This window comes from Bradyrhizobium sp. 2TAF36 (assembly GCF_052114925.1).
GTDB lineage: Bacteria > Pseudomonadota > Alphaproteobacteria > Rhizobiales > Xanthobacteraceae > Bradyrhizobium > Bradyrhizobium barranii.
This window is the reverse complement of sequence record NZ_JBFRFR010000045.1, coordinates 76,146-96,379: the sequence shown is the minus strand read 5'-3', so window position 1 is coordinate 96,379 and position 20,234 is coordinate 76,146. Positions and strand designations below refer to the sequence as shown.

General features: G+C 64.6%; 18 protein-coding genes, 1 tRNA gene and 2 riboswitches. Of the genes, 9 read left to right on the top strand and 10 right to left on the bottom strand.

The genetic code is table 11. The features are described 5' to 3' along the window. Nucleotides 1–19 precede the first annotated feature (19 nt). The 3 genes from AB4Z51_RS25470 to AB4Z51_RS25460 all read right to left on the bottom strand — a co-directional run bounded on the left by AB4Z51_RS25470 (nucleotide 20) and on the right by AB4Z51_RS25460 (nucleotide 3,958). Complete coding sequence (locus tag AB4Z51_RS25470) at nucleotides 20–961, bottom strand: ABC transporter permease (RefSeq protein WP_441498240.1); 942 nt, start codon at nucleotides 959–961, stop codon at nucleotides 20–22. Nucleotides 962–1,142: 181 nt separating this feature from the next. Continuing rightward, a complete protein-coding gene (locus tag AB4Z51_RS25465; protein WP_441498239.1) occupies nucleotides 1,143–2,444 on the bottom strand; it encodes a D-amino acid dehydrogenase in 1,302 nt (433 codons plus the stop codon). A gap of 67 nt (nucleotides 2,445–2,511) precedes the next feature. After that, nucleotides 2,512–2,626, bottom strand: a riboswitch (glycine riboswitch). A 3-nt stretch (nucleotides 2,627–2,629) separates the two neighbouring features. Beyond that, a riboswitch (glycine riboswitch) is annotated at nucleotides 2,630–2,733 on the bottom strand. A 94-nt stretch (nucleotides 2,734–2,827) separates the two neighbouring features. Continuing rightward, the gene (locus AB4Z51_RS25460) at nucleotides 2,828–3,958 is read right to left on the bottom strand and encodes a M20/M25/M40 family metallo-hydrolase (RefSeq protein WP_441498238.1); all 1,131 of its coding nucleotides are present in this window, start codon (nucleotides 3,956–3,958) and stop codon (nucleotides 2,828–2,830) included. Nucleotides 3,959–4,225: 267 nt separating this feature from the next. Between AB4Z51_RS25460 and AB4Z51_RS25455 the strand changes: the two genes are divergently transcribed. Together AB4Z51_RS25455 and AB4Z51_RS25450 are read left to right on the top strand one after the other, a co-directional pair. Beyond that, nucleotides 4,226–5,836 carry an ABC transporter substrate-binding protein gene (locus AB4Z51_RS25455; protein WP_441498237.1) on the top strand — a complete coding sequence of 537 codons (1,611 nt, stop codon included), beginning with the start codon at nucleotides 4,226–4,228 and terminating at the stop codon, nucleotides 5,834–5,836. A gap of 213 nt (nucleotides 5,837–6,049) precedes the next feature. Continuing rightward, nucleotides 6,050–7,714, top strand: a complete 1,665-nt coding sequence (locus tag AB4Z51_RS25450) for a glycosyltransferase family 39 protein (protein WP_441498251.1) — start codon at nucleotides 6,050–6,052, stop codon at nucleotides 7,712–7,714. 138 nt (nucleotides 7,715–7,852) lie between these two features. Here AB4Z51_RS25450 and AB4Z51_RS25445 read toward each other — a convergent pair whose 3' ends face one another. Together AB4Z51_RS25445 and AB4Z51_RS25440 are read right to left on the bottom strand one after the other, a co-directional pair. After that, on the bottom strand, nucleotides 7,853–9,055 hold the full coding sequence (locus tag AB4Z51_RS25445; protein ID WP_404979444.1) for a multidrug effflux MFS transporter: 1,203 nt from the start codon (nucleotides 9,053–9,055) through the stop codon (nucleotides 7,853–7,855). A gap of 179 nt (nucleotides 9,056–9,234) precedes the next feature. Then, entirely contained in the window at nucleotides 9,235–9,816 is a 582-nt protein-coding gene (locus AB4Z51_RS25440; RefSeq protein ID WP_441498250.1) for a TetR/AcrR family transcriptional regulator, read from the bottom strand. A 98-nt stretch (nucleotides 9,817–9,914) separates the two neighbouring features. Here AB4Z51_RS25440 and AB4Z51_RS25435 point away from each other — a divergent pair, with 98 nt between their 5' ends. Continuing rightward, complete coding sequence (locus AB4Z51_RS25435) at nucleotides 9,915–10,694, top strand: crotonase/enoyl-CoA hydratase family protein (protein ID WP_441498236.1); 780 nt, start codon at nucleotides 9,915–9,917, stop codon at nucleotides 10,692–10,694. A 250-nt stretch (nucleotides 10,695–10,944) separates the two neighbouring features. Continuing rightward, nucleotides 10,945–12,228 carry a hypothetical protein gene (locus tag AB4Z51_RS25430; RefSeq protein WP_441498235.1) on the top strand — a complete coding sequence of 428 codons (1,284 nt, stop codon included), beginning with the start codon at nucleotides 10,945–10,947 and terminating at the stop codon, nucleotides 12,226–12,228. Nucleotides 12,229–12,331: 103 nt separating this feature from the next. Here AB4Z51_RS25430 and AB4Z51_RS25425 read toward each other — a convergent pair. Beyond that, nucleotides 12,332–12,420: transfer RNA gene (locus AB4Z51_RS25425), tRNA-Leu, on the bottom strand. A gap of 175 nt (nucleotides 12,421–12,595) precedes the next feature. Here AB4Z51_RS25425 and AB4Z51_RS25420 point away from each other — a divergent pair. Next, complete coding sequence (locus AB4Z51_RS25420; RefSeq protein ID WP_166342429.1) at nucleotides 12,596–13,021, top strand: twin-arginine translocation pathway signal; 426 nt, start codon at nucleotides 12,596–12,598, stop codon at nucleotides 13,019–13,021. 21 nt (nucleotides 13,022–13,042) lie between these two features. Here the strand turns inward: AB4Z51_RS25420 and AB4Z51_RS25415 are convergent, their stop codons facing one another. Then, complete coding sequence (locus tag AB4Z51_RS25415; RefSeq protein WP_441498234.1) at nucleotides 13,043–14,245, bottom strand: FAD-dependent monooxygenase; 1,203 nt, start codon at nucleotides 14,243–14,245, stop codon at nucleotides 13,043–13,045. Nucleotides 14,246–14,264: 19 nt separating this feature from the next. After that, nucleotides 14,265–14,510 carry a zinc-finger domain-containing protein gene (locus AB4Z51_RS25410; RefSeq protein WP_008562814.1) on the bottom strand — a complete coding sequence of 82 codons (246 nt, stop codon included), beginning with the start codon at nucleotides 14,508–14,510 and terminating at the stop codon, nucleotides 14,265–14,267. Nucleotides 14,511–14,840: 330 nt separating this feature from the next. Between AB4Z51_RS25410 and AB4Z51_RS25405 the strand changes: the two genes are divergently transcribed. Together AB4Z51_RS25405 and AB4Z51_RS25400 are read left to right on the top strand one after the other, a co-directional pair. Then, nucleotides 14,841–15,977: a hypothetical protein gene (locus tag AB4Z51_RS25405; protein WP_441498233.1), complete on the top strand. Its 1,137-nt coding sequence runs from the start codon at nucleotides 14,841–14,843 to the stop codon at nucleotides 15,975–15,977. A 114-nt stretch (nucleotides 15,978–16,091) separates the two neighbouring features. Continuing rightward, nucleotides 16,092–16,847, top strand: a complete 756-nt coding sequence (locus AB4Z51_RS25400; protein WP_135216635.1) for an alpha/beta fold hydrolase — start codon at nucleotides 16,092–16,094, stop codon at nucleotides 16,845–16,847. On the opposite strand, the gene AB4Z51_RS25395 is transcribed toward AB4Z51_RS25400, so the two are convergent. Continuing rightward, nucleotides 16,833–18,209 (bottom strand): hypothetical protein, encoded by a 1,377-nt coding sequence (locus AB4Z51_RS25395; RefSeq protein WP_441498232.1) that lies wholly within the window; start codon nucleotides 18,207–18,209, stop codon nucleotides 16,833–16,835. The genes AB4Z51_RS25400 and AB4Z51_RS25395 overlap by 15 nt on opposite strands. 277 nt (nucleotides 18,210–18,486) lie before the next feature. Here AB4Z51_RS25395 and cysE point away from each other — a divergent pair, with 277 nt between their 5' ends. Together cysE and AB4Z51_RS25385 are read left to right on the top strand one after the other, a co-directional pair. After that, nucleotides 18,487–19,311 (top strand): serine O-acetyltransferase, encoded by an 825-nt coding sequence (gene cysE / locus AB4Z51_RS25390; RefSeq protein ID WP_014494283.1) that lies wholly within the window; start codon nucleotides 18,487–18,489, stop codon nucleotides 19,309–19,311. A gap of 124 nt (nucleotides 19,312–19,435) precedes the next feature. Then, the gene (locus AB4Z51_RS25385) at nucleotides 19,436–19,654 is read left to right on the top strand and encodes a DUF3126 family protein (RefSeq protein WP_007602550.1); all 219 of its coding nucleotides are present in this window, start codon (nucleotides 19,436–19,438) and stop codon (nucleotides 19,652–19,654) included. Between the two features lie 116 nt (nucleotides 19,655–19,770). Here the strand turns inward: AB4Z51_RS25385 and AB4Z51_RS25380 are convergent, their stop codons facing one another. Further along, on the bottom strand, nucleotides 19,771–20,226 hold the full coding sequence (locus AB4Z51_RS25380) for a PaaI family thioesterase (protein ID WP_244623397.1): 456 nt from the start codon (nucleotides 20,224–20,226) through the stop codon (nucleotides 19,771–19,773). Nucleotides 20,227–20,234 lie beyond the last annotated feature (8 nt).

Below are 20,234 nucleotides of genomic sequence, written 5' to 3'. Positions count from 1 at the left end.
TTTGTTGTTATCCTTAGCCCTAGTACCGGATCCGGGGATCGAGCAGCGTGTAGGCGACGTCGATCAGGAGATTGACGACGACATAGATCAGCGACGTCAGCAGGATCATCGCCTGGATGACTGGGTAGTCGCGTGCCAACACCGCGTCCACCGTGAGGCGGCCGATGCCGGGGATGTTGAACACGCTCTCGGTGACGACGACGCCGGAGATCAGCAGCGCAAAGCCGGTGCCGATCACGGTGATGACGGGCACCGCGGCATTGCGCAGCGCATGGCGCATCATCACGGCGACCTCGTTGATGCCCTTGGCGCGGGCGGTGCGGACGTAGTCCTCACCGAGCACGTCGAGCATCGCCGCACGCGTCATGCGCGCGATCAGCGCGATGTAGATGAAGGAGAGCGCGCAGGTCGGCAGGATGATGCGTTCGAAGAACGGTCCAAAGCCGTTGAAGATGCTGCGGAAGCCCTGCACCGGCACCCAGCGAAGGTCGATCGCGAAGACCTCGATCAGGAGATAGCCGACCACGAACACCGGCACGGAGAAGCCGAGCACGGAGAGGCCCATCACGAAACGGTCGATCCAGGTGCCGTGCTTCCATGCCGCGATGACGCCCAGGGGCACGGCGACGATGACGGCGAGAATGATTGTCGACAGCGCGATCGAGATCGACGGCTCGACGCGCTGGCTGATCATCTTCATGACTGSCAGGTTGGAGATCAGCGACGTCCCGAGATCGCCGTGCAGCAGCTTGTTCACCCAGGTGATGAATTGCACGATCAGCGGCTCGTTGAGGCCGAGCGAGTCGCGGATGCGTTCCAGCCGTTCCGGCGTCGCGTTGTCGCCGGCGAGAATTGCGGCGGGATCGCCCGGCGTCAGCCGCAGCAGCAGGAAGACGAACAGCGCGACGACGCCCATCACGGGCACCGCGGCCAGAACGCGGCGAATGAGATAACCTAGCATGCACCTATCTCCGGCTGCGGAACTTGTGGGGCCGGGAGGCCCCCGTGGAATCGGTTCTGTCTATCATGCACGCCTGTCACTCGGGCTGGAAAGCCGGCCGGAGAAGCCGACCTTTCGGGGCAAATTGTGTGCCAAGGGCAGGGCGGTCGCAAGAGGCCGCCGAGCCTCCGATATCGGCCACTCAGGATGCATGGCGGAACTCGCGCTCAACCCTGAGTGAGGGTGCGGTCGGCGGCGCGTTGAGCCCGCGCCAGCCGTCGATGGTCCCGGCAATCATCTGCGCGGTCGCGGCCGACAAGGTCCAGCCGAGATGGCCGTGGCCGGTGTTGAAGAACACGCCCGGCATCCGTCCTGCGCGCACCACCGGCATCATGTTCGGCATCATCGGCCGCAGCCCGGCCCAGGGCACGACCTTGGATGTTTCGACGCCGGGGAAGTTGCTGCGCACCCAGTCGACCAGCGGCTGCACGCGGTCGGCGCGGATGTCGCGGTTGAAGTCGTTGAATTCGGCGGTGCCTGCGACGCGGAAGCGATCGGCGCCGAGCCGGCTGGTGACGATCTTGGCGGCTTCGTCGAGCAGGCTCACGGTCGGCGTCGCATTGCGGCTTGCGGCAGTGTCGAGCTGCACGGTGATCGAGTAGCCCTTTACCGGATAGACGTTGACCCGCTCGTCGAGGAGGGCGGCGAAGTGACGGCTGGCCACACCGGCGCAGATCACGACGCCATCCGCCTTCAGCATGCCGCGCGCGGATGCGACCGTGTCACTGGCCGAAAGATCAGCCCAGCCGATGACGAAGCCGCCACCTGCCTGGGCAATGGAATCGATGTTGGCTTCGTGGATAAAGGTCGCGCCGCGCCGCTTGCAGGCTTCCGCAAGTCCGCGCGTGAACTTGTGGATATCGCCGGTCGCATCCGACGGCGTGTAGAAGCCGCCAAAATAGTCCTTGCGCAGCGTCGGCTCGATGGCGCGGATCTCCTCCGGCGTCACCGGGCGGCGATCGAGCCCGCCTTCCTTCAATAGCGCATTGACCTGCAGGCCGGATTCAAAACCCTTCTTGTCGTGATAGATGTGCAGGATGCCGCGGCGTTCGAGATCGAAGTCGATGCCTTCGCGCTCCGCGATCTCGAACAGATGCTTGCGGGCTTCGATCGCGAGCCGGGTGGTCTGGACCGTGTTGGCGCGGTAGTTGCCGATATTGGCGACGAACTCGCTCATCCACGAATATTTGTGCCAGTTCGGCCGCGGGTTCATCAGCAGCGGCGCATCGCGCCGGAACATCCAGCGCAGGCCTTTCAGGATCGTGGCGGTGCTGTTCCAGACTTCGGCATTGCTGGCGGAGAGCTGTCCGCCATTGGCGAAGGACGTCTCCATCGCGGCGTAGCGGTGCTTGTCGAGCACCGTCACCTTGTATCCGCGTTCGAGCAGGGCATAGGCGGTCGTTACGCCGGTGATGCCGGCGCCGATGATGGCGATATGGGTCATAGCAGGTTCGGGGCTCCCGTGAGTTAGAGTCGGCTAACCGCCGGCCAAAGGCCGTTGGCGGCGCCCCATCTGTCACGGTTACCTGAGAGCTTGATCCGTTGCGGACCTCGGCGAGGTCAGCTCCGGACTATCCCCTTCGGTGGACGTCACGACCACATTGGCCGTGCCRCCTCTCTCCAGATCGTCCTGACGATACGGTCCTTTTGCCTGAGAGTTTCCGGGGCGGTTGCTCCGTCGGCGCCGCAACGAAAGCCTGAACTCTCGTTGCGATCTCTCCCGCATCGTCGCGTGGACAATCGAGCAGTACGATGCGCCTCATTTTTAGACAAGGCTAAATTTAAACCGCGACTGCCAACGCATTGTGCAGTGCGAAGGCTGCGCCGTCAGTCGAGCGTCGCCAGCAAGCCCGCCATCAGGCGCCCGCGTTCAACCAAGCTCTCGACCTCGATGAATTCTTCCAGCGTGTGGCCGTTGCCGCCGCGCACGCCGAGGCCGTCGAGCGTCGGGATGCCCATCGCGCCGGTAAAGTTGCCGTCGGAGCCGCCGCCGGAGCTCGCATGCGGTAGCTCAGTGCCGAGCGATTTGGCGATGCCGCGCGCCTTTTCATACAGCGCCATGGTGCCGGCATCGGGCTCCCATACGGGGCGCGTGACGCCGCGCGTCACCTTGAACGTGACATCATTGGACGTGCCCGACAGCGCCAGCATCCGCTCGACGCCGCGGTCGAGATCGGCCTGGCGCTTGGCCATGGACAGCGCCTCGCCGGTGGCGGTCGTGGCAACGCAATTGACCCATTGTCCGCCGTGCACGACGCCGACAGAGAAGGTGCAGTCCTCCGTCGTCATCGCGTCGATGGCGAGGATCTGCCGCGCCATCTCGCGGATCGCCGAGCGTCCGGCCGACAATGTTGCGCCGGCATGGCTCGGTCGGCCCGTCGCTTCCAGATTGAAACGCGCGATGGCGTAACGTCCGGTGGTGACACCGTTGTCGGCGCGGCCCGGTTCGGGCACCAGCACATATTTGTTGCGCGCGGCTTCCGCTTCGATGATGTCCCGCGTCGAGGGCGTGCCGACTTCCTCGTCGGGCGTAAACAGCACGGTGATCGGCAGCGGCGTGGTGAAGGAAGCACGTGCCAGCTGGCGGATCGCTTCCAGCGAGAGATAGTTGCCGCCCTTCATGTCGTAGATGCCGGGGCCGTAGCACTTGTTGCCCTCGCGCCGCCATTTCAGCTTCTCGATGGTGCCGACCGGGTGGACGGTATCCATGTGGCCGGCGATCAGGATGCCCGGCTCGCCCTGTTTCGGATGCGGGAAGCGCGCGCGCATCACGCCGCCAAAGCCCTGTCGGCCGCTGATGCGTTCGATCGTCGCACCCATGATCGCCATATCCCGCGCTGCGATATCGAGCATGCGGTTGACGGCGCCCGCGTCCCAGGTCGGGCTCTCGCATTCCACCCAGGTGCGCAGGCCCTCAAGCATCGCCTCGGAATCGAAGGGAAGATTGGCTGGATTCATCTTAATGTCTCTCAAGCTTCGAAAGATGGAACGCGCATTGCATTGGCGCGGACGGGACTGGCGGAAAGCGTTGTAGAGCCAAACCGATCTTTGTGGAGCCCGTGGGCGCGCCGCTTGGGGCTGCAGCGAAACCGGATTGACGCGCTCAACACTGTCTGCAAGTCTCGAAAGACAAAGGCATCGCATGAGGTTAGTTCGCCTAAAGAACGAACCGAATGCTCAACCAATAACCTGCCTTTGAACAGTTTCACGTCAGGAGAAACTTTTATGTTGAGCTTGATGCGCCGGGGGCGTCGCGCGTTCGCCTCCACACTTGCGCTATCGGTCGTTGCGCTTTCGACGGCGATGGCCTCGCCGGTACTTGCCGCCGCCAGCAAGACCATCACCGCGGTGATGCATTCGGATCTGCGCATCATCGATCCGATTTTCACCACCGCCTACATCACGCGTGACCATGGCTACATGGTCTACGACACGCTGATCGCGACGGACTCGAATTTCAAGATCCAGCCGCAGATGGCGGACTGGAAGATCTCCGACGACAAGCTCACCTACACCTTCACGCTGCGCGACGGCCTGAAGTGGAACGACGGTACGCCGGTGACGGCGGAAGACTGCGCCGCTTCGCTGAAGCGCTGGGCCGCGGTCGACGGCATGGGCCAGCAGATGATGCAGTTTACTGCGAGCATCGAGGCGACCGACCCCAAGACGATCACGCTGAAGCTGAAGGAGCCCTACGGCCTCGTGCTCGAATCCATCGGCAAGCCGTCCTCGCGCGTCGCCTTCATGATGCCGAAGCGTCTCGCCGAAACGCCGCCGGACCAGCAGATCCCCGAGCAGATCGGCTCCGGTCCGTTCAAGTTCGTGCAGGGTGAATTCCAGCCCGGCGTGAAGGCGGTGTACGTCAAGAACACCGACTACGTGCCGCGCAAGGAGGCGTCGAGCTGGACTGCCGGAGGCAAGGTGGTCAAGGTTGATCGCGTCGAATGGATCACCATGCCGGATGCGCAGACCGCAGTGAACGCGCTGCAATCGGGCGACATCGACTTCATGGAAGTGCCGCCGTGGGATCTGCTGCCCGTCCTTGAAGGCAATGCCGACCTCAAGACCGAGACGCTGAACAAGTTCGGCTACCAGACCCTTGGGCGCATGAACTTCCTCTATCCGCCCTTCGACAATCCGAAGATCCGCCGTGCCGCACTTCTGGCGATGAACCAGAAGGACGTGCTCGACGCGCTCGTCGGCAATCCCAAATACTACAAGATCTGCGGTGCGTTCTTCATCTGCGATACGCCGTTCGCGACCGACGTCGGCTCGGAATCGCTGGTCAAGGGCAACGGCATGGCGGAAGCCAAGAAGGCGCTCGCCGAGTCCGGCTATGACGGCACGCCCGTCGTGGTCATGGTGCCCGGCGACGTCGTGACGCTGAAGGCGCAGCCGACGGTCGCGGTGCAGTTGCTCCGCGAGGCCGGCTTCAAGGTCGACGCGCAGGCGACCGACTGGCAGACAGTGGTCAGCCGGCGCGCCAGCCAGAAGCCTCCGAAGGAGGGCGGCTGGAACATGTTCTTCACCAACTGGGTCAGCGCCGACGTGTCCAACCCGATCGCCAATCTGTCGATCGGCGGCCAGGGCAAGAAGGGCTGGTTCGGCTGGGCGGAGAACGCCAAGATCGAGAAGCTCAAGGACGACTTCGTCCGCGCCGCCTCGCTCGACGATCAGAAGAAGATCGCGACCGAGATCCAGAAGGAAGCCTATGACCAAGTGATCTACGTGCCGCTCGGCCAGTATCTGGCGCCGAGCGCGTGGCGGAAGTCGCTCACCGGCGTGCTCGACGGCCCGGCGACGCCGGTGTTCTGGAACATCGACAAGACCGAGTAAAGCGAGGGCGCGCCAGCGCGCCTTCCCCGATCGTTACGCGGCGTCGCTGTCATCAGCGGCGCCGTTTTCGTTTGTCAGCCTCGCGTCAGCTTTTAACTGTTCCAGTGTCCAATCATTGCTATTTGTTTCTGACTTGAAATAGATGTGCGCAGTTCGCACATCACTTCCTTCCTGCATTTGAGTCCCGTGTCGATTGATTTTTCATTCCGGGCGATGGCCGAGCGGTCCGATCGCGCGCCGGCGCGATGGCGGCGGCCTTTCCTGCGCTGGCTCGACGGCGTCGAGACGGGTTGGGCCGTTCCGCTTCTCATTGTGTGCTTTGTCGCGCTCTGGACGATCTATCTGGCCGTCGCCTATGCCGGCAGCGGCCTGCACCCTGATACCCTCGAGGCCTGGACGCTCGGGCGCCGTTTCGCGTGGGGCTACCACAAGCATCCGCCGCTGATGGGCTGGGTTACGGCGGTGTGGACCGCCGTCTTCCCGCTCAGCGACTGGTCGCTGCAATTGATGGCGATGGCCAATGCCGGGCTCGCCCTGTTTTTCGTCGACTGGATCGCACGGCAGTTCGTGACCGGGCACAAACGCATCCTGGTGCTGCTGCTCCTGATGCTGACGCCGGCCTATCAATTCCACGCCCAGCGCTTCAATGCCAATACGGTGCTGCTTGCGCTTTGGCCGCTCGCGACCTGGTGTTTTCTGCGCGCGTTCGAGACCCGCAGCGCGGCCTGGGCGGTCGCCGTAGGATGCACGACGGCGCTGGCGATGGTCGGCAAATATTATTCGGTCTTCCTCGTGGCGAGCTTTGCATTTGCCGCGCTGGCGCATCCCGCGCGCCGCGCCTATTTCGCGTCCGCTTCGCCGTGGATCTCGGTCGTCACCGGGCTCGCGGCGCTGTCGCCGCACATCTATTGGCTAACGACCACGGGCGCGTCGGCCTTCACCTACGCGATGGCGCACGCCAACGGCAACTTCGTGAGCTCGCTCGGCGAGGTGCAGAACTTCCTGCTCGGACTCGTGGCGGCCATCAGCGTATCGGCCGTCTTCTGGGTGATCATCGCCGGCACACGGCTGAAACAATTTGCGGCCGACTTCGCCGCGATGAGTTCCGGCCTGCGGCTTCTTTTTTACGTTGCGATCGGCACGATCGTGCTGCCGGTCCTGACGTCGCTGGCGATGGGCACCGATCTGCCGTCGCTATGGGCGCTGCAAGGGCTGTTCCTGTTTGTCGTGCTGATCGTTTGCGGCACGCGCTACCCGATCGAAAGATTCTACACCGTCAATGTCACGGTCATCACCGCAATCGTTGGGCTCGCCGCTGTCTTCGTCGCCGCCCCGATTCACGCCGTCTATCGCAACAATCACGGCTACGAAGAGGGCCGGAATTTCTACGCGCAGGTAGCCAACGAGCTCACCCGGGAATGGCACGAGCTGACCGGGGAGCCGCTCAGCGCCGTCAGTGGCGACGATTCGCTGGCCTTTGCGACCGCGTTCTACAGTCCGGACCATCCGTATTACGCGCGGCCGTTCGAGTTTCAGTACACGTGGGGCATGCCGCGAAAGACGACATTGGATCGCGGTTGGGCCGCGCTCTGTTTCAGCGGCCAGGACTATTGCGGCAGGTGGATGGAGTCCGTGTCCGCGCGCGCCGAGCATTTCGTCAGGCGCCAGTTCACCGTGCAGGCGACGCTAGGGGGCAAGCCCGGCCTGACGCGGGACGTGGTCGTGCTGATCGTGCCGCCGCGAACGAGCAGCGCGACGCCCGAGAGCGCCGCGCAGGACTTCAGCGCCAGCAGGCGCCCGACGGACTATTTAGGCTTTGCGCTCAGCAGTGGCTGTCGCGGATTCGCTCGAGGCCTTCGCTCGCGAAGGGGGGAGTGAACGCAGTTCGGTTGGCGCCCGGCGTCGGGCGCTCCGTTTCCGCCCGATCCGGGGTGGTGTTGTCTTCGCGATGTTCCGGTTCCATGAGGCGGCCTTTCGAATTGCTGCAGTACAACATCGACGCGGCCGGGAAGTTCCTCATGCGATGGGGCGATGATGCGGCTTGAACAGCCGTCCCTTTTCCACCACCAGCACGATCGCAAGCGCCGCCAGCGTCGACAGGAAGAAGCCGACCGAGAACGGCAGCAGCGTGCCGTCGAAACTCTGCCCGATCGCCATGCCGACGACGATGCCGATCAGCGTCGTGATCGAACCGTAGAGCGAGGAGGCGGTGCCGGCGATGTGGCCCTGCGGCTCCATGGCCAGTGCGGTGAAGTTCGCGACCATCATGCCGAACGAGAACATCATCAGGGCGGACAGCACCATGAACAAGGAGAGCGGCAGCATGCCGAGGCTTTCCGTCAGCAGCATCACGCCCGCAACCGCGGTGTAGAGCGTCAGCGCGCCGTGCGAGATCACGCGCATGCCGAGCCGTCCGACCAGCTTCGCATTGAGGAAGCCGGCGATGGCGGTGCCGGCCGCGATCGCGGCGAAGGCAATCGGGAAATAATGGCCGAGATGATAGACGCCGGTAAAGACCTGCTGCGCTGAGAAGACATAGGCAAAGAGCGCGCCTATCACGCTGCCGGCGGCCGTCGCATAGCCGATGGTCTGGCGGTTGGTCACGGTCTGCCGGAACGCCGAGAGCACGTCTGCGGGCGCCAGCGACCTGCGTTCGGACTCGGGAAGAGTTTCAGGCAGCCGCAGCACGCTCCATGCGAGCGCGAGCAGCCCGTAGAGCATCAGTACGACGAAGATGCCGCGCCATTGCGTGACCAGCAGCACCGCCTGCCCGAACGAGGGCGCGATCACGGGCACCGCGATGAACACCATCATGGCGAGCGACATCACGCTCGCCATCCGGCGGCCGACATAACAGTCGCGCACGATCGAGGTCGCGATCACGCGCGTTGCCGACGTGCCGAGCCCTTGCAGCGCGCGCGCCAGCAGCAGCGTCTCGAACGAGGGCGCGGCGACCGCCAGCACGCTCGCCACCGCATAGACCGCCATGCCGCCGAGCAGCACCGGGCGGCGCCCGAAGCGGTCCGACAACGGGCCCATGACGAACTGGCCGGCGCCGAAGCCGATCAGGAAGGTCGAGAGCACCAGCTGAAGATGGTTGGCGTTGGGAATGGCGAAGGCTGCCCCGATGTTGGGCAGCGCCGGCAGCATCATGTCCATCGCAAGCGGATTCAGCGCCATGATGGACGCGATCACGATGACGAATTCTGGAAAACCCATAGGCCGGTGTCCCGAGGACACCCAATCGTCGGCATTGACGTCGGACAAAGCTCACCTCTGAAAATCAGAGGCTTTTCTATCGGTTATGCTGCGCCGCACAACCCATGTTTCGGGATGGCTGACAGGCGGGTGCACAAGAATTGGTGATGTCGCCGGCTCGGGAAGGGCTGCCTCGTCCATCATCGCGCGCTACGGGCCTGCTCGACGAGACCGAGCGCCAAGCGTCCCGCGGTGTCGACATAGTCGAGATCGCGATGGATCAGCATCACGGTCGTGGCGCCGTCGAGCAGGATCACGAGCTGGCGCGCGAGCGCCGCTGCACCGRCAACGCCATGCCCGCGCAATTCGGTTTCGAGCCACGCTTCAAAACGCTTCTTGTGCGCCGCGCCGGCCTTGACCGCGGGATGTGCCGGCGTGTTTGCGAGCTCGGCGATGGTGCGCAGGAATCCGCAGCCGCGCCATCGCGGCGTATCCACGGAGCGTCCGAGCCTTGCGAAGAGACCGCGGACCTTGTCGGCCACCGTGCCCTCGGTCTCGGCGAACCAGCGCATATAGAGCTCCAGCGTCGGCTGGTCCCTGGCCGCGATGGTCTCGGCGACGAGCTCGTCCTTGCTGGTGAAGTGATAATAGAGCGTCTTCTTGGTGACGCCGGCCTTCTCGGCGACCGCGTCCATGCTCACCGCCCTGATGCCTTCGCCATAGAACAGGCGCGTCGCCGCGATGACGATCTGCTCGCGCGTGGTGTCGCCTTTGCCTGACATCGCCAATGTATACTGCCTAGTGAGTATACACGACAAGATCGCTGTGGCTGACTTCCGCGCCTGTTCGACCTGGAATTCGACCTGGAAGGAGCCTGCACTTGTCCGATCTCGTACGCTCCGAAACGCGAGGCGCTGTCGCGCTGCTGACGTTCAATCGCCCGAACAAGCTCAATGCGCTGAGCTACGCCCTCATCGACCGCCTGATGGCGATCCTCGATCGTATCGAGGACGATGCCGATATCCGCGCCGTGATCCTGACCGGGGCGGGCGACCGCGCCTTCTCGGCCGGCGCCGACATTGCCGAGTTCTCGGAGAGCGTGAAATGCGGGCCGGACGCGGCGGTAAAGGCCTTCGTACGGCGCGGGCAGGCGATGACGGCGCGCATGGAGGCGTTTCCGAAGCCGATCATCGCCGCCGTGAACGGCATCGCCTTCGGCGGCGGCTGCGAGATCACGGAGGCCGTGCATCTCGCCGTGGCGAGCGAGCGGGCGAGCTTCGCCAAGCCCGAGATCGCGATCGGAATCACGCCGACCTTCGGCGGCACGCAGCGCCTGCCACGGCTCGCAGGCCGGAAGCGGGCGCTCGAGTATCTCCTGACAGGAGATTCCTTTTCACCACAACGGGCTCATGAGATCGGTTTGGTCAACCAGGTCGTGCCGCACGGGCAGCTCCTGGACGCAGCCTTCGCGCTGGCAGGCCGCATCACGCGGCATTCGCACCTGGCGGTCGCCCGGGTCATCACTGCCGCTACGCGGGGCCTCAACGTCTCGATTTCGGAAGGCCTCGCCATCGAGAGCGAGCAGTTCGCACGCATGGCGGCGACACGGGACACGCGCGAAGCGCTCAACGCCTGGCTTGCCGTCCGCTCGTCGCAGTAGGGCTGGCGCGGCGGATTTGGCGGTCGCGGCGACAGGGAACCGGTTCCCCGCCGTCCAGGCGGACGGCTGGCAACCAGGGATTCACCATAAGCGCGAGCGCAACGCACAGGGGAGATGAATCCGCAACCCATCCTGTCCATGGTGGCACGGCCTGGCGCCGCGTTGGCGCCGGGAGAAACCCGGCCAAACAAGGTATCCGATTGTGTCCGATGTCACCGGTGCAGCACGATGGTTGGAACCCTCGGCCGACATGGCTTCGCGGCGGAACTTCTGGCTTGCCTGCCTGATCGCACTGACCACACTGCTGGTGCTCGGCAATCTCGCCAACGACGCCGTGCTCGATATGAAATATGGCTGGGACACCCGCGTCAATTGCGCGGCGGTCGATGCGTATGCCAGCGGGCTCGATCCCTATTTCGTCAAGAACCTGAAGGGCACCAAGCTCTCTTATCCCTATCTGCCGGTGACGCTGGATGTCTTCCGCCCGTTGTGCGCGGGTGGACTTCTGGTCGATCACTACAAAGGCATCTTTCCTGTTCTCGCCGTGCTTTGCGGGCTCCTCTTGCCCGGTCTTGGCCGAACGCGCCCGGGCGCGCGCGATGTTGCGCTGAGGGTGCTCTGCACGCTCGGCGCGTTCGTCGGTTTCGAATGGGTGCAGGCGTCCGGCAACTTCGCGATCCTGAGCGGCGTGCTGACCGCGGTCGCGTTGAGGTTCCTGCTTTCTCCGGCTGCGTCCGGCGCGTCTGAGGACCACAGCTTTCCGTTGCGGCTCGCCGGCGCCGCGCTGCTCGGCCTCGTGACTTCGTTCAAGCTGGTGTTCTTTCCCGTGCTGGCCGCGCTCTATTTCCTGCCGCTGCCGCGTGGCCGCAAGCTCACGCTGATCGCGGTTGCGGCGTTCAGCTTCGCATTGCCGATCCTGATCTCGCGGCTGATGTACCCCGAGCTGTTCGCAAGCTGGCAACTGGCGATGGGCGGAAGGATCCCCGACCAGCATCTCGTCGATCTCTTCGAGATCAATCCGTCGCTGCTGCTGGCGGCACGCGACCTCATGGACTTTGCCGGCCTCGGTGGCAGCAAGGCGGCGACGTTCGCGACCTATGCATTCGCGGCACTCGCGCTCGTGCTGGTGCCGTTTGCATTGTCCATCCTGCGCGTGGTCACGAGCGAGCCGGCGCAGGAAGGCGGATCACTTCTTGTGCGACTGGATCGCTGGCTGATGGATCATCCCCGCGTTGCCATGCGCATCACGGTGTTCGCGATGTTTGCGCTCTATCTCAGCTCGCCGCGCCTCAAGGAATATGCCTTCTTCGAGCTCGCGCTTTATGCCGCGATCCTCGTCGTCGATCTTCCGGCCCTGGCACTTGCCGCGTTCCTCGCCGTCGGTCTCGCCTTTCCGGCACTGATCTCGATTCTGGGGACGGCATTCGAGGGCAGCTTCATCCTCCTCATCATTGCGCTGACAAGTTTCTGGATCTTGCTGCTCGACTTTCGCGCCGGGCCGAAGCGGCTGGAGACGGAAGGTGCGCAGTCCTAACGCATGTGTCCGCCGCAAACGGACGGCGCCTTGCCCCCGCGGGTTCGTGACTGCATCGGTCTGTCGTCCGCCTTTGGGCGAAGGCTCGCCCCGTCAGCTCCGATGGTGCGGGCAGCCGGGGTCGAACCGGCACAGCGCTTGCGCGCCGAGGGATTTTAAGTCCCTTGCGTCTACCAATTCCGCCATGCCCGCTTGATCCAACGAGATCAACTAGTTAAGTCCACCTCCGGCCGTCTGGAATTGGCGCGTTTCGCGGGCCGGATGGACGGTTCTTCCTTAAGCGAGCCGGCTGCGCAAGGCAAAGCCTCAATCCGGACATCTGTTGTTGCTTTAGGCATTCTCAATCCACGGGGACTATTCATCCGGCATGGCTGCTTCGTTTTCCTCTCGCCTGCGCGACTCGGGCGCATTTCTGGCGCTACTCGCGGCGGGCGCGGCGCTGTCCGGTTGCGCCAGCATGACCGAGACGGTCGCACCGGCCTTTGCCGATCCCGGCAAGTACGAATTGTACGACTGCAAGCAACTCGAGGCTGAGCGTAAGGCGCTCGCCAGCCGCACCGAGCAGTTGCAGAAGCTGATGGAGAAGGCTGAGACCGGGGCGGGAGGCGCGGTCGTGTCCGAGCTCGCCTATCGCAACGACTACATCGCGGTGCGCGGGCAGTCGCAACTTGCCGAGGAGGCATGGCGCCGCAACAAGTGCCGGGAAACGCCGCCCGGTGCGACGCCGGCGGCCTCTGCTCCGCAGCGGCCGGACATCAAGCCCGCCCCGAAATCCGGTAGCGCCGTTCGCTGAGTTGACACGATTGCGCCCGCCTCAGGGGCGCCAGCCGTAGATCCAGTCCTGCCGCGCCAGCATGCGCTCCGGGCCGAGCGCGCGGATCGCAACATCGCGCGCGATCGCGAGCGGCCCACCGAGATGATAGATGCGGCCCTGCTGCCGCGCCGTCCGCTGCACCCGCCGCACCCGCGCCTGCCGCGCGCGGCCATATTCCTTCAGCGCCGCCGTGATGCCGGCCGCGCTCTCGGCAGCCTCGAGGCTCAGATGCCGGGCGAGCACGGCGGCATCCTCGATCGCCATGCCGGCGCCCTGGGCGGCGAATGGCAGCATCGCATGCACGGCGTCACCGAGCAGGCCGACCGGTCCTTGGCTCCAGGGGCAGCCGTCGGGCACGCCGAACAGCGCCCATTTGCGCCAATTGTCGACGGCAGTGAGCATCATCCTGGCCGCCGATGGCCAGCGCGGTGCCGCGAAGGCGTCCATCACCTCGAACGGGTCGCCCGGCGTGCTCCAGCCGGGCCTGTTCCAGGTCCCCGGCAGCACCGCGACCACGTTGATCTGGCGTCCGCCGGCGATCGGATAAGCGACGAGATGGGCGTTCGAACCCATCCAGAGCTGCACCCGCCGCGCGGCAAAATCCTTCGGCAGTTGCGTGGCATCGAGCGTGCCGCGCCAGGCGATCAGGCCGGAGAAGCGCGGCTGCACCTCGGGAAACAGATGCTGGCGTACCGTCGACCAGATACCGTCGGCGCCGATCAGTGCGCTGGCCAGATCGCTGCGGCGTATCGTGCCGCTGCGATGGACGACCGTCAGCCCCTTGGCGTGGGGCGCCACATCCTCGAAGGTCGCACCTAACTTCAGATCGATATCGGGATGGTCGGAGACCGCACCGGCCAGCGCGGATTGCAGGTCGGCGCGATGCACCACCCAATAGGGTGCGCCGGCCCGCGCGGAAGCGGCTTCGCCGAGCGGCATGCGCAGCAGTTCGCCGCCGGCCCGCGCGCTCATGACGCAGAGCGCCTCAGGCGTGACGGCGCTTCGCTTGAGCCGCTCGGTGAGGCCGAGCTCGACCAGCACGCGGCTGGCGTTGGGGGRGAGTTGCAGGCCGGCGCCGACTTCCTCGAGCCGCTCGGCCTTTTCCAGCACGACGATGCGGAAGCCACGGGCTGCGAGCGCAAGCGCGGCCGTCAGTCCACCTATGCCGGCACCGGCGATGACAATCGTTCGGGAGAGCGCCACCCCTGACCGCGAGAGGCGGTCAGGCCACCTTGTCCTTCAGCACGCATTCCGGCGGACGGGCTTCGCCCGGCTTCAGGTCGGCGGCGAAACGGTACAGCGTCGAGCAATAGGGGCAGATGATCTCGTTGTCGTTGCCGAGGTCCAGGAAGACGTGCGGATGATCGAACGGAGGATTGGCGCCGACGCACATGAACTCTTGCGAGCCGATCTCGATGACGGGGACACCGGCATCGTTATGGAAGTGCGGGACGACATGGTCGGACATCGTAGTTCATCCTGGAGTGGCAATGGCGGCAGACACAATCAAACACTGACGCGGCATCTTTGAGGCGCCGCGGACCATACTGTTGGGTGCAGATGATTGCTAGTCCAGCGGAACCGAAAGGTTCGCAATTGCCCCATGCTCATTTGCTCATGCAAATTCGACACAATCTTGCGGCCTGAGAGAAGCCCTTCTTTCGTCGGGGACGTTGTGTCGCAATTTTGGCATACTATGTCTTTGGACGCGCGGAATTGCGACGAAAGACGAACCATCAGGCGCAATGATCTCGGGATCGTCCAGGCTCTTGGCACAACTCTTGGTATGACTCTTGGCATGAAGTGGCTGCGAATCAGCACGGCGTTGACCGGTATTGCAGCATGCAGCTTCATGCTCGCGCAGGTAGCGCCGCATGCCCGCGAGGCCGGCGCGCTCCTCTCCGCCCAGGACGATCCGGCGGCGCTCTCCGAGCTCAAGCTCGATGCGCTGCTGCGGCAGAACGACCGCCTGGTTCAGGACAATATCGAGGCCGCGCTCGCCGCCGGCGACGCTGATCTCGCCGACAGTTTTGTCGCGCTGGCGCGTGACCGCAACATTGCGCTGCCCGACGACCTCCTCAACCGCGTGAGCGATGCGGTCAAGGAAGAAAATTCCACGCGGCATTTCGCCAAACGGTTCGCCACCGGCCTCGTCACCGGCAACGCCGACGATGTCGCGAGCCTGTCCGGAACCGTCGCCGGCGATCTCTTCGTGATCGGCGACATCAGGGACGTCGTGCGCGAGGGCAAGCGTCTCGCCATGGGCGAGGACACCGACCATCTGGTGCTCGGCCTTGCGACCGCCGGCCTTGCGGTGACGGCGGTGACCTACGTGTCGGTCGGCGGCGCCGCGCCCGTGCGCGCTGGACTGACGCTGGTGAAGGATGCCCGCAAGGTCGGACGGCTCGGCGAGGGACTTGCCGCATGGGCCGGCCGGTCGGCGCGTGAGGTGGTCGATACGCCAATGCTCCAGAACGCCGTCGTCAAGGGTTCGGTGTTCCGCCCCGGCGAGACCGCGAGCGCGATCAAGGCCGCGTTCCGCGCCGAGAAGGCCGGTGCCCTGGTCCGGCTCGGCAAGGACGTCACCCGCGTTGCCGAAAAGACCGGCACGCGCGGCGCCATGGATACGCTGCGCATCGCCGAAGGCCCGAAGGACGTCGCGCGCGCGGCCCGGCTTGCGGAGGCGCAGGGCGGCAAGACCCGCGCGATCATGAAGCTGCTCGGCCGCGGCGCGCTGCTGCTCGTCGGCGGCATGTTCGATCTGGCGCTCTGGCTGTTCGGCGCGGCACTGACGCTGTTCGGCCTGCTGTCTTCGATCAAGGCGGCGACGGAGCGCCTGACCCAGGCCTGGTGCGATCGCAGACGGGCGCGCCGGCTCCGCCGCGCGCAGGCCGCGGCCGAGGCCGCTCTGGCGGACGGGGCCCTCACGGCCTGAAGCGCGATATGCTTCAGGCTATCGTTTGGGCATGATCTTGCCGGAAAACCGCTGCACACTTTTCCGGATCATGCTCTAAGATCAACCTTTCCCCTCAAGATTGCGGAATATGTGATGCCGAGCTTTCACAACGGCGCCGTTGAAATTGCCTATCTCGACGAAGGCGAGGGCGATCCGATCATCCTGGTGCACGGCTTTGCCTCGAGCAAGAACGTGAACTGGGTCTATCCGACCTGGGTCTCGGAACTGCGCAAGAACGGCCGCCGTGTCATCGCTCTGGACAATCGCGGCCACGGCGAAAGCGCAAAGCTCTACGAGCCCGCACAGTACTCGATCCCGACCATGGCCGGCGACGTGCTCGCGCTGATGGATCACCTCGCGATTCCGCAGGCCGACATGATGGGCTATTCGATGGGCGGACGGATGACGGCGTGGCTCTCCCTCAACGAGTCGCAGCGCCTGCGCTCGGCGATCCTGGGCGGCATCGGAATTGGCGGCCTAATCGAGGGCACCGGGCCCGGCGAGAATGTCGCAAAGGCGCTGGAGGCGCCCTCGCTCGACGACGTCACCGATCCGGTCGGCCGCACGTTTCGCGCCTTCGCCGATCAGACCCGTTCCGACCGTCGTGCGCTCGCCGCCTGTCTGCGCGGCACCCGCGATCTCATGACGAAGGAAGAGGCCGCGCGCATCGACGTGCCCGTGCTGATCGCGGTCGGCAGCACAGACGACGTCGCAGGATCCGCCAGCGCGCTCGGCGCCATCATCCCGGGATCGGAAGTGCTAGATATCCCCAACCGCGACCATATGCGCGCGGTCGGCGACAAGGTCTACAAGACCGGCGTGCTCGACTTCCTGTCACGCCGCGGCTGAGGTCTCGTCGTCAGGCAAATCGTCACCGAAACGACGCGCCAGCGCCATCAGCACCACGAAGGTCGCGACCCACACCATCCGTGCGCCGTAGCGGTCGTGCGGACCCGAGATCACGCCGCAGATGAAGGCGTTGCCGAGCAGCGCCAGCGTGACGGTTGCCGCCAGCAGCGTCAGATCGTCGAGCCGGCGGCTTGCCAGCGCATGCGCGAGCAACCAGACCAGCGCCAGCATCGAGGCCAGCGCGACGGGAACGTGCAGCCAGTTGACGTGATCGAAATCGAGGCCGTGATTCTGTTGCCGCGCCGCGCGCATCGGCGCGACTTGCGCCGGGATGTAGCGCTCGATGATGCCGTAGGTGTGCCCGATCCAGACACTGGTGCCTTCGCCTGTGGCCACATGCAGCAATTGCTGGCCCATCGCCCGCAACGCCGCGCCGGCCTGCCACGCCGGATAGTCGGCGAGCGAATGCACGACGATATAGCCCATCTCGTCGTTCATGCCTTCGAAGCGGCCGAGCGTGTTGAACATGCTCTTGCCCCACAGGAACTCGTCGGCGGTCGCCGGCAATTGGTCGCGATAGGGACAGAGCTTGTACCGCTCGCGCGGGCAATGATCGCTCAGGAAGCGCGCGACGATACCGTCCTGCATCATGCGTCCGAAAGCGACGCCATAGCCGCCGGGCGTCCAGGCCCATTTGCCCGACAGCGCATGGTTTGCCGACACCAGCATCAGGCCGCCCGCGACGATGGTGAGGCTCGCCTGCGCCAATCCGGCGAGCGGCAGGCGCGCGCCGAGGAACGGCCGCCCCATCCAGCCGGCGGCGCAGAGCCCGAGCAGCACGCCGAGGGTGGCGCTGTGGGTTGCGGCGGCAAAGGCGGTGAAGACGAACAGCGAGATCTTTTCGAGGCCCGACGTCCGGCTCGCGCCGACGACCAGCAAGAACACGGACAGGATCGACAGCCCTGCAAAGATGTCCGTGAGCAGCATGCTCGCGAGCCAGGGCAGCGCGGTCGACAGGATCAGGCAGAGGCTGATCGCGACGAAGCGAAATGTCTGCATCAACCCGAGTACGCGCAGCGTCAGTTGCAACAGCCACAGCGTCGCCAGCGACTGGACCGCGAGATTGATCCAGAAGCCGAAATTCTCGCCGTAGTGCAGATAGAGGCCGAACACGGTGGAGCGGCTCGGGACCAGATAGCCTTCGTACCAGCGCGCCAGATAGCCGCCGGTATCCCATTGCAACAGCGGATAGCCGTTCCAGAACGCCGGCGCGATCAAGAGGAGGGGCAGTCCCACCGCCGCCAGCCGCAGCCAAAGCGAGCCCGCGGCGCCCGCGCGCAATTGATCGGTGGTGATGCTCAAATCCGCTCCGTCGTGTTCCCCGACCATGCCCGCAACAGCCGTCGAGGCGGAATTCACCAATAGTTTGACGCTGCCCGGCTTGAATTTGGCAAAACCCTGACCATTTTGAGCCGACCTCGCCGCCYGGGGGCGTCAGAAGAAACTGTTGTGTTTCAAGGCGTTGGCGTGCTTTCGCGGAGCAACTCACTGTTCACTCTCAGGCAAGCCCGTCGGGACTTCGTCGGCTAGACTGTGGTATAGAGCCAGCAAAATGAGCCAATTCGAAAGAGCAGATCCTATGGCAGTGCATCAGGTCAGTCCGGGAGGAAAGCTCGCAACGCTCGATCCGATCTGGGATCGGATCCGCGGCGAGGCGGAGGACATCGTCCATCGCGAGCCGGAGCTTGCGACCTTCATCTACTCGACGGTGCTGCATCACAGTCGCCTGGAAGATTCGGTGATCCATCGTCTCGCCGACCGGCTCGATCATTCCGCGCTGTCGGGTGATCTCGTTCGCCAGACCTATGACGAGGCGCTGCGCGAGGCTCCCGATCTCGGCAACGCCTTCCGCGCCGATCTCGTCGCCGTCTACGACCGCGATCCCGCGACGTCGCGCTTCATCGACCCCTTGCTCTACTTCAAGGGCTTTCACGCCATCCAGACCCATCGCCTCGCACACTGGCTCTATCTGAAGGGCCGCAAGGACTTTGCGTATTATCTCCAGAGCCGCGCGTCTGCGGTGTTCCAGACCGACATCAATCCCGCCGCGCGCATCGGCCGCGGCATCTTCCTCGACCACGCCACCGGCTTCGTCTGCGGTGAGACCGCGGTGATCGAGGATGACGTCTCGATCCTGCACGGTGTCACGCTCGGCGGTACCGGCAAGGAGAACGAGGACCGCCATCCGAAGATCCGTCACGGCGTCCTGATCGGCGCCGGCGCAAAAATCCTCGGCAACATCGAGATCGGTCATTGCGCGCGCATCGCCGCCGGCTCGGTCGTCGTCAAGCCGGTGCCGCACAACGTCACGGTTGCCGGCGTGCCCGCCAAGATCGTCGGCGAGGCTGGCTGCGCCGAGCCGTCGCGCACCATGGATCAGATGATCAACGCGATGGGACTTTGAGCGAGAGAAAAGGGCCGGATTCTCTGGCCCTGTTCGTCCCCAAATTCTTTGGCAATTCATGCTGGCGGTTCGTCGCGTCTCGTCCTAAAACCCCGCCAACCCAGATTTCGATTGGAGACTTGCCGTGGACGTCAAGGAAGTAAGGAAGCTCGACGCGTATCTGAAGCGCGTATTCGGCAATCCCAAGATCCGCGTCGTGCCGCGGCCGAAGAAGGATGATTCCGCCGAGGTCTATATCGGCGAGGAGTTCATCGGCGTGCTCTTCGTCGATGACGAGGATGATGATCGCTCGTTCCAATTCCAGATGGCGATCCTCGAGGACGATCTCGTCGATCAGGAATAGTTTCTCTCTCCGTCATTGCGAGCGAAGCGAAGCAATCCAGGATCTTTCCGCGGAGGGATTCTGGATTGCTTCGCTCTGCTCGCAATGACGAACGTTAACTCCGCGGTTCCGTAGTTCTATTTCTTCGCGAGAATGCGCAGCCGCGCCGTGGCATCAGCGACAGTGATGCCGTTCGCATCGACGAGCTCGGCCTGCACGACCATATCGCGATCGGTCCGTTCGACAACGCGCGCGTGTGCCGTGATGGCTCCGACCGCTGCAGGCTTCAGGAAGCGCGTATCCAGACTTCTGGTGACCACTGTCAGGTCGGGAGACAGCGCTGCCAGCGCGCCAATCCCGGTGGCAGAGTCCAGCATCGCCGCGAGGAAGCCGCCCTGGATCGTGCCGTGCCTGTTGGTGAACGCGGGCTGAGCCTGGAAGCGGATCAAGGCCCGCCCGCCCTCGTCAAAGCCGAGCCATTCGCGCCCCAACAATTGGGCGCCCGGAGGCAGGTTTGCTGCTGCATCGGTCACGTCGATCGCCGCGCTTGATGTTGTTGGCGACGAGCCTATCAGCCGGTCAATGCGGCGCAAAGCGATCC